The sequence below is a fragment of the Exiguobacterium sp. UBA1053 genome (assembly GCF_002316465.1).
GTDB classification, from domain to species: domain Bacteria; phylum Bacillota; class Bacilli; order Exiguobacteriales; family Exiguobacteriaceae; genus Exiguobacterium_A; species Exiguobacterium_A abrahamii.
In genome coordinates, this window is record NZ_DCDO01000013.1 from 588,851 (window position 1) to 603,843 (window position 14,993).

Consider the following 14,993-nt stretch of genomic DNA (forward strand, 5'->3'; position numbering starts at 1 on the left):
GTAGATTTGCCTAAGGCACAATGCTTATCTTAACACGTTGCGATCGTCGTTGACAACGGAAGGACCTGAATCCTGTCGACACCTTTCAGAAGCGGGTCGACCGAGGCCTTATCCCCTTGTACATGCACATTCCAGCGCGAATGATCAAGTGAGACTTCAACGATTTCGCGCGTCGTATTGTAAACGATGAGCGTGCGTTGCCATGCATCATACGAGTGGACCGCTCCAAGTTCATAAGCAATGACACCCGGACGTAAGTCGATGAAATGAAGCAACTCGCGAATCTGATTCGCTCGGTGCAACCGGAATCCGCCATGCATTCTACGAATCTGCAAAATCGTCCTGATGTATGTGACAAGGGACAGATGATCATCCCGCCGTTCCCAATCCATTCGATTGATCTCGTCTGGTGCGTTATAGCTGTTTTCAACACCTTGTTTCGTGCGTAAGAACTCTTGACCTGCGTGAAGAAACGGAATCCCTTGCGCAAACAAGGCAATCGTCTGAGCTAAGCGACTCATCCGCAATAATTGCTGTTCATCTGCCTCTGGACAAGATAACTTTAATTTATCGTATAACGTATGATTGTCGTGCGCCTCGACGTAATTGATGGAATAGGTAGGTTCCGGAAAACGTCCGTACGTTTGATTGTCGATATGGACACTTCCCGCAATCCCGTTTCGGACCTCCCCTTCCTTCCAGCCATCTCCCGCAACGAATCCTCGGTCGAATTCACTGAACGTCGATCCTTTTAACGCGTCACGGAACACATCATTAAAATGGGCGATCCGCGGCATTTGCGCAGCGGAGGCACTCATCGCCTTCAATCGTTCCGGCAACGCTGTCGCAAGATCCCATCCTTCTCCATACACCAGAATCGTTGGATCAATCGCATCAAGCGCTGCGCGAACATCGTTCATCGTCTCAATGTCATGAATCCCCATCAAATCAAATCGAAAGGCATCAATGCGGTAGACACGAGCAAAGTACGTCAAACAGTCGACGATGAGGCGACGCATCATGAATCGCTCGGATGCGGTATCATTTCCGACACCCGTTCCGTTCGATAGTGTTCCGTCTACTTCGTAGCGGAAATAATAACCCGGAACAAGCTGTTCGAGAGAGGAACGTTCTCGAATGAAAACGTGATTCATGACGACATCGAATGTGACACGAATACCTGCTTCATGGAGCTGCTCCACCATTTCCGCGTACTCTCTGACGCGAACGAGTGGTTCAACCGAACTCGCATAACTCCCAGCTAACCCGAACCAAAGCATTGGGTCGTATCCCCAATTATACGGAGACCGCGTCCGTTCATCGGTCGTCTCAAAAAAGTGGACTGGTAGCAATTGCAGATGGGTGATCCCGAGATCTAGGAGATAATCAAGTCCCGTCGCATGACCTCGAGGAGAGCGCGTTCCTCGTTCCGTCATCCCTGCGTATTGACCCGGATGACTTGAACCAGCTGAGTGATCGATCGTGAAATCACGGATATTCGCTTCGTAGATGACAGCGTCTGACGGTTTGACGAACAGAGGACGCGCGACGCGCCTCGGGAACCACTTGGTCATCGTCCGTTCGACGTCAACAATGACGCCGTATCGACCATTCTCCGATATCGCACTAGCGTACGGATCAACGACCTCTTGTGTGCCAAGGTATGTCGTCACTTCATACCGATACCAACACTCTGCGATATCTTGTTCCAGTTGAAGATGATAGGCACCTTGCTCTTGTCGCTCCATTTCGTGCTTTCCGAGTAACCGTTCATCTTGATCGTACACGACACACATGATCCGTTCTGCGACCGGTGACCAAACAGCAAAGTGAAATGCTCCCTCTTCTTCCCAGACACCGAGCTTCCCTTCGTAACGATACTTGCGCTCGAATGCTTCCGTCCTGACTAACCGGTCGGGAACGACGCGGATTGACCGACCTGCTCCAAATACCTCATATCGACATTCTAGCTCGACCGGTTCCAGAACCGTCAATTCATAAATCACCAGTTGTTCCTCACGGTGTGTCTCGACTTGCTGGATCGCAAGTGATTGTCCATCACATTCAAGCGACCAGTGGATTGACGGATTGCCTTCGACCTCGACCCGGATGCTTTGGAACGATAAGAACTCCGCCCGGATCACTGGTATCGCTACTTCTTGATTCGTCATCTCTTTCGCAACGACAATGCCGTCGCTCCCTCCCTTACTCTTGGATTCGAGACTGTCCCTCACTTTGAATCGCCATATGAAACGGAATCGATACCGTCTCTTTTAGGATTTTTTCGCACACTCGCATCTGAAATGCCTTTGTATGAGTCGCATTCGCATTCATCCGTTGCACCCAGTTCGGAAAATCGACTTTATTGACATACGTCGTCGTCGTTTCCTTTGGAATTTGATCAAAATAACCTGAAGGGGCGAGGATGACTCGTTCGATCGGCAAGACGTAATCTCGACCGAGTACGACCCGTAAAATATCTTCTGTCCGCTTTAAACCGATGTTCGGATTCAAAATTTGTTTCGCAGAAGCCTTGAACGGCTGCTCCCGCCATAACTTATCTCGCCGGATATGATAGATACTTTCGTCGCCATCGAGCCATTCCATGATATAGATCGCGGACGGACCGACGACGAACGGACTCAATTCGACTTCTCCGACTTGATATTGGATGACCGCTCGATAAAACATCGCATATTGTTCATTTAGTAGATGCAACATCTGATAGAAGTCTAAATGACGTTTCAATGGAATCCGCCAAATGTCCTCCTCCCCTGCTCCACCAGTGACGTTCAAGAGCTTTTGTAACTCGAGACGTTTTTTGTACCATTTATCAAACGCTCTTCGAGATAATTGTTTACCCGGAAGTTGAATGACTTCACTTTTTTTCATCACTTGCCACCACTTCTTCGGACGGATGAGCGTCTCCCCTGGAAACAACTCTCCTGCTTCCCATCTGCGATAGACATGGGCATAATCAAGTGCCTGGTGTTCACCGAATCGTTTTGTCATCTCTAGCGGATTTTTTTCAAATCGACTATCTAAGTCATATAGTTTCATCAAAATTGCGATGGGGATCACCTCATTCCTCTTCACCTAGATGAATCCGGTAAACCGGCTCATACCGCGGTGAAACCTCTGGTCGTACTTCAAATAGAACGAGCTCACGAACAGTCCACTCTACTGATCGGATTGGACTCGTCTCCCATTCAGCTGCCTCAGTACGCCATTTTTTCGCGATCGTGACATGAGGTACGAATGGTCTGGTCGAATTCGGATCAATCTGTTCCACTAATTGAAACAATTCCTCCGATTCCGTTCCGAACCCTAAGACGCGTGGTCGTTCATTCCGACCAAACGTGATTAAACGATCGAATCGTAGCACGAAGGGTTCCATCGTACGCGCGATCTGCTGTAACTGCTGTTTCCACGACTGCTGTTCTTTTTCCTCCAATGGACCGAAAAAACGAAGTGTTAGATGATACTCTTCTAATGTATAAACGTTACGAAAGTGCTCAGGTAGCGATAACCGTTCAGCAAGATTCGCTAAATCTTTAGAAGGGATCGGTAAGGCAATGAAAAAGTGTCGTTCTTGTCTCATCGTCGCGTTCACTCCTTCATACGACCACTGATACCATACAGAATCGCACCTAGGATACTACTACTTGTATATACCCAAAAGACGATATAGATTGTACTCTTCTCGAGTACAAAACCACTCATCAGATTAAACAACGCGGTCGCGAGTCCCGTCGTCGTCGCCATATATGTACTGACAGCTGTTGCGACCATCGTCTCTGGAACGAGCGATCGGACATAATCTAAGGCGACAGGGATCAATAGACCTACGATCATACCTTGCATCGCAGATAATACCCACAGCATGACGATTGGAAGTTCTAAAGCAATCATCGCCGTCCGCGCAGCCGACAACAAGGAGACGAATACAAGAACCGGAATCGCTCCGAAGCGTAATAACAGACGCGTGGCGATGCGCATAAACGGAATTTCGCACAGAACGGCGACAAAGAATAGTGTTCCGACGAGTGCTGTCGTCTCGCCACGAATCGTGACGTAGCTACCAAAGTAATAATTATTGGCGAAGATGGGTCCGAAGATCAAACTCCCGCCTGCTAGGAACAATAAGAAACGCCGATTCGAAAAGAGCTGCTTTAACGGTACGGATTGCTGATTTGAAACATGGACGCTGCCCGTCTCTTCAATACCGATCAGAACAAGGAAACCGAGAACCCATGCTGCACCGGTTGCATAAAAAATCAGATTTAGTCCGCCACCCTCAGTGATTTGCCCAAGAATGAAAACAGCTAAAGCGAACCCTGCTGAGCCGAAAAGACGTAAAGCGCCGTAATCCACTTTACGCTTTCGCGTGTACTCGATCGCTAATGTATCCACGAGCGGAATATGCGCACACTGGAACAACGCCCAGACACAAGAAATCAACAATAAAAGTAGATAAGCAGACGTCAGTAAGTAACTGAGTGTAAAAATACCGGCAGCAAGCATCGCGACGAGTAAGAGTCGTTTCGGTTTCCCGAGTCGATCTGCCGCGATTCCCCAGACAGGTTGTAGGAAAATGGAGAGAATCGGTCCAATCGCAACGATTGTTCCAATCTCTGAAGCCGACAGTCCGAACGCGTCGTTTGAGAAATAAAGTGCGAGATACGGAATGAGTGCTCCTTGCCCAAAGAAAATAAAGAAATATAAGGCTTGGAAATGATAGGTTTGACGATTTTTCACACGGAACTTCCTTTCAAGAAGCAATCCCCCCATCTTTACGATGCGGGGATCATCAATCATTATTTTGCGAGCTCATAAATCGCTTCTGCATAAATCGCGACAGCAAGCAATAGTTCATCAAAATCAACATATTCATCGACTTGGTGGGCAACTTCAGGACCACCCGGGAAGACTGGACCAAAAGCAACTCCCGCCGTCAATGAACGCGCATATGTGCCGCCACCAATTGCTATCAGATCAGCTGATTGGTTCGTGTGGCGCTCATAAACGGCACTTAGCGTCTTGATCAATTCATGGTTTGGATCGACATGGTGCGGTGTCATATGCGTCCGCGTCTGCAATTCAAAACCATATCCTGCCGCGGCCTCCTTAATGATTTGCAGACGTTCCGTGAAGTCTGCTGTATACGGGTAACGGATATTGATCGATGCCGTTCCTTGCTCTTCAGCGTAACGGAATACACCGCCATTGATCGTTAAGTCACCTGTCTCGTCTGAAGCAGCGACACCGATCGCTACACCGCGAGAATCCCGGAACATATGCGTCACGAGTTGAATGTAACGACGACCGTTATAATCCAAATGAAGCGTATTGAGGAAACGCGCCAAATGTAAAGCGGCATTTTTACCATTGTCCGGCTCCATCGCATGGGCTGCGACACCATTGACATCAAGGACGAGACCTTCCGTTTCTTGCTTGACTGTTCCCGTCAAATCTTGTTCTTCAAGATAAGCATGGAAATCCGTCTCAAGCGTTCCTACTTCGACGACACGAAGAAGCGCTTGGGCATGACCTGGAACCATGTTCGGACGTTCGCCACCTTCAAAACGAACGAGATGGTAGCCTGTATCAGATGCTTGCGCTGGTTTACCTTGAATCAATAACCCATCATAGAGTCCTTTTTCCGCATTGATGATCGGGAAGTCGGCATCTGGTGCAAAACCGAGTGTTGGCATTTCTTCATGTTTGAAGTAATGATTGACACAACGCCATTCACTCTCCTCATCCCCTCCTGCAATCAGACGGATGCGCTTCGAGAGTGGTAAGCCAAGTTCTTTGACGATTTTCAAAGCGTAATAAGCTGCCATCGTCGGTCCTTTATCATCAATTGCTCCACGTGCATACAGTTTTCCATCTACAAGCGTCGGGTTGAATGGACCGTATGTCCAGTGATCACCACCAGCTGGTACGACGTCTAAGTGACAAAGAATACCGAGTAACTCTTCCCCTTGACCATACTCCAAATGTCCTGCATACCCATCGACATTTTTTGACGTGAACCCATCGCGTTCCCCTGTCGCGAGCATCCAATCGAGGGCACGTTTGACTTCATGACCAAACGGCGCGCCCTCTTTGATCGTGGATTCGTCGAGTACACTCGGAATCCGTAATAATTCTTTTAAATCTTCTAATAAATCCTCGCGACGTGCGAGTACTTCCTCTTTCCAATTCACCATCTGATTTCGCTCCTTCATTACGGGTTTTGGATTCGTTTCCTATACACCTTCCTAGTATAGCGAATATTCGTTCAGATACGAACATCCAAATTCTGTTTTCTTTTTTATTTATTGAAATGACGAACATTAATCTAAAATAAAACCCTAATCATCGACTTTACAAACCATTTGAATATATTTTTTATGAAAACGTTCGGTTAAATTACTTGCATTTTAATATCAAAACGTTATACTAAAGGCGAAACAACTGGATATTGCATTGTCTTTTGTCACCCGAAGCTTTAGAACACTATTCTATCCATTGGGGGAGTGGTTATACCAATGAAAGATTCTACAGACCGTATGTTGACCCGGATTAAATCGATTTATCTCTACATCCAAGAGAACGGAGCTACTACGACAGCAGAGTTGGTTGAAGAGTTTGGCATCACATCAAGGACCGTCCAGCGGGATTTGAACGTGCTCGAATACAACAATCTCATTGTGAGCCCTCGACGCGGTACATGGACGTCGAGTAAGAAACAAAAGCAAGCGGGTTGATCCACTGTTTCACTATGTATATCTTTCGATGACGCGATTCTTCGCGTCTTTTTTTGTTATCTTTTTTAAAACGTGGGGTATAGCTATTGGGAGAAGGAGATGATAAGAATGAATATTTTAATCATTGGAGCAAACGGAACGACGGGACGCAAAATGGTCGAATTGATCGCTAAACAAGGAGATCACCAAGCGATCGCTGTCGTACGTGAAGAAAATCAAATCAACGATTTGATTGCACTCGGTGCATCTGAAGTCAGACTTGGGGATTTGACGAAGGATGTCAGTGGCGTCGTCAGTAACGCGGACGTCGTCATCTTTGCAGCGGGTGCTGGTGGCGCATCGGACGAATTGACACGTGCCGTCGATCAGGAAGGTGCGATCAAAGTCATCGACGCAGCAAAAGCGAACGGAATCAATCGTTTCCTAATGCTCAGCTCAGTCGGTACAGAAGAACCGAAAGGCGAACTAAAAGTATATCTCGAATCGAAAGCAGCAGCAGATGCTCACCTAAAAGAAAGCGGACTTGATTATACGATCGTCCGTCCTGGTCCACTCAGCTACGATGACCCAGCAGGTACTGTTGAAACGAAAGAGCATTTCGATTCATACGAAGATCGTAAGGTGTCTCGTGACGATGTGGCAGCACTGTTCGTTCACTTGATTGATCATCCGACACAATCTCGTGTGTTCGAAGTACTCAGCGGTCCTTATCCGATCGCAGAAGCACTACGTAACCAATAATTGAATTCCACAATAAAAGGCGATGGAATGTACATTATTCCATCGCCTTTCGTTTTGCTTATTCAGGTTGCCAATCAAACAAGGATAATTCATCCGGTGTCAGTTCGCGGTAGTCCCCGAGTGCAAGTGCCGGATCAAGCTCCAAGCGACCAATCGAACGCCGTTTCAAGAATGTGACCTCTTTACCGAGGGCAAGCATCATCCGTTTGACTTGATGAAACTTCCCTTCCGTGATTGTCAATTCAAGCGTTGAGTCTGTTTCTGTCGTCGATAAGATAACGAGTTTTCCTGGCTTTGCCTGATAACCGTCTTCTAAGGTGACGCCTGCCGCAATTGCCTCGACGTCTTCTTGCGTCAACACACCTGTCACTTCCGCGTAATACGTTTTTTCGACGTGTTTCTTCGGAGACATCAAAGCATGATTGAACGCTCCATCGTTTGTCAGTAACAATAAGCCTTCAGTATCCTTATCAAGTCGTCCGACTGGAAACGGTTTGAAATACGTCACGTCTTCAAACAACAGATCAATGACGGTCTCATCTCGTTTATCCTCCGTCGCACTAATGACACCAGGTGGTTTATTCATCATTAAATAGATGTATTTTTGATACGTGACCGGTTCGCCGTACATCAGAACCTGTTGCGTCTCGACATCGACATGTTGTTTCGGATCACGAACGATCTCACCATCGATTTGAATTGCCCCTGCCTTGAGCAAAAGTTTTACTTCTTTTCGGGAGCCTGCCCCCATGTTGGATAATAGTTTATCTAGACGCATGACCTCGTCCTCGTTTCAATGAAATTTTACGTCCTAATACGACTTCTGCTAATCCACTCCAAATCGAGAGTCCAGCGAAAATCACGATTCCAACTGCCGCACCAATAATCAGGATCAACAGAGATGCCCATGTCGTCTCTGGTAAAAAGGACACCATTCCCCACTTCACGAGTGCAACACCTGCTCCCATCAATGCACTGATGATTAGAATCAATGATGTCCGGCGCAAGACCGTACTGAATGGGAACTTCACCGTTTGTGTGATCCGGAAGAACATCAATCCCGTCGCAACGAGATAACCAATGATTGTCGCATAACCAGCACCCGTTCCATCACCCGTCAAATGAATCAACGGCGCATTCAAGAGATACTTCGCAAGTAGTCCAGCAAGTGTTGCGATGATCGTGAAGTACTGACGGTTAATCCCTTGAAGGACGGCTGCCGTTACAGAATACAAGGCAAGGAATAACGCACTCGGCGCATAACTTAACAGATAGACCCAGGCCGCTTGATCTTTCGGGAAGAGCACATGAAACGTTTCTTCACTGAGGAGAATCATCCCGACGACTGCCGGAATCGTCACGAAAAAGACGAGTTGATAAATCTGTGAGATTTGAGCTCGTACTTTCCGCATATCCCCTTGCGTAAAGGATGCGGTCAACAGTGGAGTTGCCGACAACGACAATCCTGTTGCGACCGACACCGGAATCAAGACGATCTTATGACTATCCGCAATCAGATAGGCAGTCGCGTTTCCGGCCGCTTCGAGCGTGTAACCGATACTTTGTAATGCGGCATTCATCGTATTTTGGTCGATGACTTGGTAAAGGGGTGTCGAAAGACCGACCATGACGATTGGAATCGCATACGTCAATAATTCCTTATACAAATCCGTTAACGGGCGATCCGGCGAACGGACGGTTTGAGTAGCACGTAGTTCCTGCAAGCCGCTGGCACGTTTGCGGAAATAATAGATCAGAACCGCAACACTACCGATTGCGCCAATGAAGGCGCTGAACGTTGCAATCGTTGCGGCAAATGCTGCACCTGAATCAAAGATATAGATGGCGATGCTGACTCCTGCAAGCAAAAAGATGATCCGGACGATTTGTTCCAAGATTTGCGAAATCGCTGTTGGTCCCATCGATTGATACCCTTGGAAGTAACCTCGGGTCATACTCATCGGGGGAATCAAGAGTAAAGCGAAACTCACGCCACGAATCGTCATCGTGACGGCATCAACGTAGGCTGCTGAATCAACGTCACCACCCGGAATGGCCCGGTGTGCTAAATACGGTGCGAGAAAGAATAAAGCGAGGAAGGAAACAATCCCGGTCAAGGACATGATTTTCAGACCAGACCGATACAACCGTTCACTCGTATCATATTCTCCTAATGCATTGTATTTGGCGACGAATTTCGAGACGGCGACAGGAATCCCCGCTGTCGCGAGTCCGATCATGATCGCATAATAGTTATAGGCATAGGTATAGAACATGATGCCTGTCGCGCCGACCATGAACTGAAATGGAAAGAGATAAATCAAACCCAGTGCGCGGGAAATCAGTGACGCACCGGACAGGAGCATCGTTCCACGAACGAATCCTGAATTGCCGGAAGAAGTAGACTGCTTATTACTGACTGTGGACATGGTAACATCCCTCACGCTTTCTAATTTTTAAACTCGACACTCTGATCGTGACTGTCTCATTATACAAGTTCTCTCGTACACAATTGCAAATCATTATACCGCTGTCTATCTTGAATTGAAAGAGACGGTTTGTTTACAGTCGCAACTTCTGCTAAAGTGAAACAAGCAGAATTCTATGAATGAGGTGACCTTATGTACGATGTAATCGTAATCGGAGGCGGACCGAGCGGCTTGATGGCAACGCTCGCCTCTTTACAGGCTGGAGCTCGAACACTCCTGCTCGATAAAGGAAATAAATTAGGTCGGAAGCTTGCGATCTCTGGCGGCGGACGTTGTAACGTCACGAACCGAAAACCACTCGACGAACTCGTCCAGTCGATTCCAGGAAACGGACGTTTCCTTTATAGTGCCTTTTCTCAATTCAATAATGAATCGATCATCGAACTCTTCGAAGGGTTTGGTGTCGCCCTCAAAGAAGAGGACAATGGACGGATGTTTCCTGTCTCGGATAAAGCAGCAGATGTCGTCCGTGTATTGATCGATCAAATCCGCGCGCATGGTGCCGAGATTCAAACAGACGCGCAGGTCGCTACGCTCGACTTCCATCCAGACGGTTCTTTTGCAGCTGTCATCTTAGAAAACGGCATGCGTCTTGAAGCAAAAAGTTGCATCGTTGCAGTCGGCGGACAATCCGTTCCACATACCGGTTCGACAGGTGACGGCTACCCGTGGGCTGAAAAAGCGGGTCATACGATCACGGAACTCTTCCCAACTGAAGTTCCAATTTTGTTAGGTGATACGTTCATTCATGAAAAAACATTACAAGGGCTGTCGCTACGTGACGTCGCCTTAACGGTCCACGGCAAAAAAGATAAAGCAATCAAAACACACACGGGTGACCTACTCTTTACCCACTTCGGTTTAAGCGGTCCGATTGCTTTACGCTGTAGCCAGTACACGATCAAGGAGCGCAAACGTTCGAAGGAGACGATCGTCCATTTATCGATCGATCTCTTCCCGGACGAATCACTCGGTGCGTTAACCGAACGCTTCCAAGCCGCGCTTGCAGCCAATCCCAAGAAAACGGTACGCAACGCCCTCCGCGGCTTCGTGCCGGAACGTCTGCTTGAACTTCTCTTTGCTCAAATCGGCTTTGGCGATGAAGTCTGCACACAAGTCAAGAAACAGGACTGGACGGACTTCTTGCAAAAATTAAAGCGATTCCCACTTAAAGCAACGGGAACGCTCGACTTTGATAAAGCTTTCGTCACGGGTGGTGGCGTCTCGATCAAAGAGATTGATCCAAAGACGATGATGTCGAAAAAAGCGGAGCGATTATTCTTTGCCGGGGAGATTCTTGATATCCATGGCTATACAGGTGGTTACAACATCACAGCTGCATTCGTGACGGGTCATTGCGCCGGTAGTCACGCCGCAGAGATGGCACGTGATACTGTCTTTTAATATGAACAAGACCCGATTCTTCTGCTTAACAGAGAAATCGGGTCTTATTGTGTCAGGATTTAATCAATCGGTGTAAACGATCGGCTTGAGAATTTATCCGTGACGACTAACGCGAACAACTCGTTATCCTGCACGAAAATCCCCTTCGAACCATATACTTTCGGACTGGCTGTCTCACCCGTGATCGTTTTGTCCTTTCGATCGATCGAATAGAGATAGAGCGCTTCTGAATCGAGTGTGTAGATCCGACCTTGCCGTTCAGCAAGACCAATCGGACGGAACTCGGACTCGAACGATTTCTTCGCATCACTTCGCATCCCACTCGCCGCTTCAATCTTCTCGCGTTTGATGACTGACAGATAAGGTGGTTTCTGTTTTTTCTTCAACGCACGTTTTTTCTTTTCCGAGGCGTCAGGATCAATCTTGATCTTATCCTCTTTCATCGCGAAATAGGTCACCTCGACTCGTCCCAGTGCTCGAATATGATTAATCGTATAGAATTCTTTTTTCTTCGTATCATATCCAAGACCGTGGAAACTATCCCGTATCGTCGTTCCTTGTACTTTTTCACGTTTTTCTTCGCTCCAGACACCGTCTTTTCGCGTAATCGTGACCAGAATCTGATTCGACGTCAGTAACGCGACGGTCTCCCCGTCAACCAGCGTCATACCGTCTAGACCAGCGAGCAACAACTTTCCTTCTTCTAACTGGAAAGATGCGTTGATGCGTTCCCCGGTTCCACTGATTTCAAAGAAACGATAATCGTCTGTGACGACGAGGTACGAACCAATGGAATCATCATATAACATGTGTTGGACATTTTTGATTAACGGCTCTTCCGGGTTCGGAATAGCTGAAGGCGTTTTCGGTGGCACCTGTTTAACGGCTGCCTGATGCTTTGATTGCGTCTCGATTTTCGCGAACGTTTCCTGAATACGTGACAACGTCTCCGGCTTCGAGAAGACGAGCAGTACGCAAAGGATCAACCCCGAAACGACAGCAAAAATCGTTGTATAGACTATATAAGATCGTTTCATTGATGGTACTCGCCTTTCTTTCTCGGTTTCTGATTCAGTGTAGCAGAAGGACGTTCAAAAAAAAAGCGGACTTGCGACGGAAATGAAGAAACCCCCTCCATTCGCGTCAAACGAATGAAAGGGGCTATGGCTTAATTTGCCACGATATTGATTAATTTTTTCGGTACGACGATGACTTTACGAACCGTCTTATCGCCGATCCATTCTTGTGTCTTTTCATCAGCAAAGGCAAGTGCTTCGATTTCTTCTTTTGTCGCATCGATGTTGATTTCGATTTTCGAGCGAACCTTTCCGTTCACTTGAATGACGAATTCCATCGTATCGCTGACGAGTTTCGATTCATCGAATGTTGGCCATGCTGCATACGTCAATGTCTCTTCAAATCCAAGTTGTTCCCAGAGTTCTTCACCAAGGTGTGGTGCGACTGGCGTTAACAATTGGATGAATCCACGAAGGAAGTGACGCGGAAGAACCGGCTGTTTGTTTGCTTCGTTGACGAAGACCATGAGTTGCGAAATTCCGGTGTTGAACTGGATATTCGCGAAGTCTTCCGTGACCTTCTTGACCGTCTGGTGGTACGTCCGCTCGAAGTCAGCATCGACTTCTGTAACGTCTTGAATGTCTGCTGTCCGTTCGAACAAGCGCCAAACACGATCGAGGAAACGACGCGCCCCGTCAAGACCGTTCTCAGACCAGGCAACTGATGCATCGAGTGGTCCCATGAACATTTCGTACAAGCGTAACGTATCCGCACCATGCGATTTAACGATTTCATCCGGATTAATGACGTTACCGCGTGATTTCGACATCTTCTCGTTGTTCTCTCCAAGAATCATCCCTTGGTTGTACAACTTTTGGAATGGTTCTTTTGTTGGTACGACGCCTGCATCATACAAGACTTTATGCCAGAAGCGCGCATACAACAAGTGGAGAACGGCGTGTTCCGCACCACCGATGTAAATATCGACTGGAAGCCAGTATTTTAATTTTTCTGGATCCGCGATCGCCTCTTCATTGTGCGGATCGATGAAACGAAGATAGTACCAGCAGCTTCCGCCCCATTGTGGCATCGTATTCGTCTCGCGACGCCCTTTCATTCCTGTTTCAGGATCCGTGTAATCCAACCAGTCTTCCGCAAGCGCAAGTGGTGATTCGCCTGTACCAGACGGTTTGATTTCCGGAATGATTGGAAGTTCAAGCGGTAACTCCTCTTGACTGAGCGTCTTCATCGAACCATCTTCCATATGAACGACTGGAATCGGCTCGCCCCAATACCGTTGACGACTGAACAACCAGTCGCGGAGACGATACGTGATTTTCTTACGTCCGACTTGATTCGTTTCGAGTTCAGCAATCATCGTCTCGATTGCTTCTTGTTTTCCAAGACCATCAAGCATATGCGAGTTAACGTGTTCGCCCTCTCCTGTATAGGCTGCTTCATCAACGTTTCCACCCGCGACGACTTCAACGATTGGCAAGTCGAATTGTTTCGCGAATTCATGATCGCGCTCATCGTGTCCTGGGACCGCCATGATTGCACCCGTTCCGTACGAAGCAAGGACATAATCAGCGATCCAGATTGGAAGACGATCACCTGAGATTGGATTGACGGCGAAAGCACCCGTGAAGACGCCTGTTTTTTCCTTCGCTAAATCCGTCCGCTCGAGGTCCGACTTCGTTTGGACTTGCGAAATGTACGTATCGACGGCTTCCTTGTGATCCGCTGTCGTGATGTCAGCTACGAATGGATGCTCCGGCGCAAGCACGAGGTACGTCGCACCAAAAATTGTGTCCGGACGTGTCGTAAAGACCGTGACTTGTTTTTTGTGTCCATCAATCGTGAAGTCGATTTCAGCACCTTCTGATTTTCCGATCCAGTTCCGTTGCATCTCTTTGACAGAATCCGGCCAATCGAGGTCATCGAGATCTTCAAGAAGACGATCCGCATATTCCGTGATTTTCAAGACCCATTGACGCATCGGGACACGCACGACCGGATGATTTCCGCGTTCAGATAATCCGTCGATGACTTCTTCATTCGCAAGAACGGTTCCGAGTGCTGGGCACCAGTTGACCGCGACTTCGTCCACGAACGCAAGTCCTTTTTCATACAACTTCGTAAAGATCCACTGTGTCCATTTGTAGTACTTCGGATCTGTCGTGTTGATTTCACGATCCCAGTCATAGGAGAATCCAAGTTCTTTCAACTGACGCTTGAACGTCTCGATGTTTTTCGCTGTGAATTCACGTGGGTCATTCCCTGTATCGAGGGCGTATTGTTCTGCTGGTAATCCGAACGCATCCCATCCCATCGGGTGCAAGACGTTGTATCCTTGCATCCGTTTCATCCGTGCGAGGATGTCGGTTGCTGTGTAGCCTTCCGGGTGACCGACGTGGAGTCCGGCACCTGACGGATACGGGAACATATCAAGGGCATAAAACCCTTCTTTTTCTGGATCTTCTGTCGTGACGAAGGCGTTTTCTTGATCCCAACGCGCCTGCCATTTTGGTTCGATTTCGCGATGATTGTACGGCATGTCTTTTCCTCCTCTAATCTAAAAAAACCG

Annotated in this window: 12 protein-coding genes; 3 read left to right on the forward strand and 9 right to left on the reverse strand. The window is 47.7% G+C overall.

The genetic code is table 11. From position 1 onward, the window contains the following. Positions 1–29: 29 nt before the first annotated feature. The 5 genes from pulA to pepV are packed head-to-tail and all read right to left on the reverse strand — an operon-like array spanning position 30 to position 6,215. Positions 30–2,171 carry a type I pullulanase gene (pulA, locus tag B3G15_RS10720; RefSeq protein ID WP_290720784.1) on the reverse strand — a complete coding sequence of 714 codons (2,142 nt, stop codon included), beginning with the start codon at positions 2,169–2,171 and terminating at the stop codon, positions 30–32. A gap of 34 nt (positions 2,172–2,205) precedes the next feature. After that, positions 2,206–3,081, reverse strand: coding sequence for a hypothetical protein (locus tag B3G15_RS10725; protein ID WP_231925647.1), 876 nt, complete (start codon positions 3,079–3,081; stop codon positions 2,206–2,208). A 1-nt stretch (position 3,082) separates the two neighbouring features. Next, positions 3,083–3,601, reverse strand: coding sequence for an RNA 2',3'-cyclic phosphodiesterase (gene thpR / locus B3G15_RS10730; protein ID WP_290720789.1), 519 nt, complete (start codon positions 3,599–3,601; stop codon positions 3,083–3,085). An 8-nt stretch (positions 3,602–3,609) separates the two neighbouring features. After that, positions 3,610–4,758 carry an MFS transporter gene (locus tag B3G15_RS10735; protein WP_290720792.1) on the reverse strand — a complete coding sequence of 383 codons (1,149 nt, stop codon included), beginning with the start codon at positions 4,756–4,758 and terminating at the stop codon, positions 3,610–3,612. Between the two features lie 59 nt (positions 4,759–4,817). Further along, the gene (gene pepV, locus B3G15_RS10740; RefSeq protein WP_290720794.1) at positions 4,818–6,215 is read right to left on the reverse strand and encodes a dipeptidase PepV; all 1,398 of its coding nucleotides are present in this window, start codon (positions 6,213–6,215) and stop codon (positions 4,818–4,820) included. 321 nt (positions 6,216–6,536) lie between these two features. Here pepV and B3G15_RS10745 point away from each other — a divergent pair, with 321 nt between their 5' ends. After that, positions 6,537–6,755: a DeoR family transcriptional regulator gene (locus B3G15_RS10745; protein WP_023469095.1), complete on the forward strand. Its 219-nt coding sequence runs from the start codon at positions 6,537–6,539 to the stop codon at positions 6,753–6,755. A gap of 108 nt (positions 6,756–6,863) precedes the next feature. Next, the gene (locus tag B3G15_RS10750) at positions 6,864–7,496 is read left to right on the forward strand and encodes an SDR family oxidoreductase (protein ID WP_214723818.1); all 633 of its coding nucleotides are present in this window, start codon (positions 6,864–6,866) and stop codon (positions 7,494–7,496) included. Positions 7,497–7,554: 58 nt separating this feature from the next. Here the strand turns inward: B3G15_RS10750 and B3G15_RS10755 are convergent, their stop codons facing one another. Together B3G15_RS10755 and B3G15_RS10760 are read right to left on the reverse strand one after the other, a co-directional pair. Further along, a complete protein-coding gene (locus B3G15_RS10755; RefSeq protein ID WP_290720799.1) occupies positions 7,555–8,274 on the reverse strand; it encodes a pseudouridine synthase in 720 nt (239 codons plus the stop codon). After that, positions 8,261–9,925 (reverse strand): putative polysaccharide biosynthesis protein, encoded by a 1,665-nt coding sequence (locus tag B3G15_RS10760; protein WP_223040707.1) that lies wholly within the window; start codon positions 9,923–9,925, stop codon positions 8,261–8,263. Before B3G15_RS10760 ends, B3G15_RS10755 begins: the two co-directional genes overlap by 14 nt. Before the next feature lie 192 nt (positions 9,926–10,117). Here B3G15_RS10760 and B3G15_RS10765 point away from each other — a divergent pair, with 192 nt between their 5' ends. Then, the gene (locus B3G15_RS10765) at positions 10,118–11,389 is read left to right on the forward strand and encodes an NAD(P)/FAD-dependent oxidoreductase (protein WP_050678607.1); all 1,272 of its coding nucleotides are present in this window, start codon (positions 10,118–10,120) and stop codon (positions 11,387–11,389) included. Between the two features lie 59 nt (positions 11,390–11,448). Here the strand turns inward: B3G15_RS10765 and B3G15_RS10770 are convergent, their stop codons facing one another. Continuing rightward, complete coding sequence (locus B3G15_RS10770) at positions 11,449–12,426, reverse strand: hypothetical protein (protein WP_064299480.1); 978 nt, start codon at positions 12,424–12,426, stop codon at positions 11,449–11,451. 131 nt (positions 12,427–12,557) lie between these two features. Continuing rightward, positions 12,558–14,963: a leucine--tRNA ligase gene (gene leuS / locus B3G15_RS10775; RefSeq protein ID WP_290720808.1), complete on the reverse strand. Its 2,406-nt coding sequence runs from the start codon at positions 14,961–14,963 to the stop codon at positions 12,558–12,560. Between the last annotated feature and the right edge of the window lie 30 nt (positions 14,964–14,993).

Excerpts from the sequence above, each read along its gene's own strand:
- B3G15_RS10765 (WP_050678607.1), top strand. The coding sequence starts at position 10,118 with ATGTACGATGTAATCGTAATCGGAGGCGGACCGAGCGGCTTGATGGCA.
- B3G15_RS10760 (WP_223040707.1), bottom strand. The coding sequence starts at position 9,925 with ATGTCCACAGTCAGTAATAAGCAGTCTACTTCTTCCGGCAATTCAGGA.
- B3G15_RS10750 (WP_214723818.1), top strand. The coding sequence starts at position 6,864 with ATGAATATTTTAATCATTGGAGCAAACGGAACGACGGGACGCAAAATG.
- leuS (WP_290720808.1), bottom strand. The coding sequence starts at position 14,963 with ATGCCGTACAATCATCGCGAAATCGAACCAAAATGGCAGGCGCGTTGG.
- B3G15_RS10770 (WP_064299480.1), bottom strand. The coding sequence starts at position 12,426 with ATGAAACGATCTTATATAGTCTATACAACGATTTTTGCTGTCGTTTCG.
- thpR (WP_290720789.1), bottom strand. The coding sequence starts at position 3,601 with ATGAGACAAGAACGACACTTTTTCATTGCCTTACCGATCCCTTCTAAA.
- pulA (WP_290720784.1), bottom strand. The coding sequence starts at position 2,171 with ATGACGAATCAAGAAGTAGCGATACCAGTGATCCGGGCGGAGTTCTTA.
- B3G15_RS10755 (WP_290720799.1), bottom strand. The coding sequence starts at position 8,274 with ATGCGTCTAGATAAACTATTATCCAACATGGGGGCAGGCTCCCGAAAA.
- B3G15_RS10745 (WP_023469095.1), top strand. The coding sequence starts at position 6,537 with ATGAAAGATTCTACAGACCGTATGTTGACCCGGATTAAATCGATTTAT.
- pepV (WP_290720794.1), bottom strand. The coding sequence starts at position 6,215 with ATGGTGAATTGGAAAGAGGAAGTACTCGCACGTCGCGAGGATTTATTA.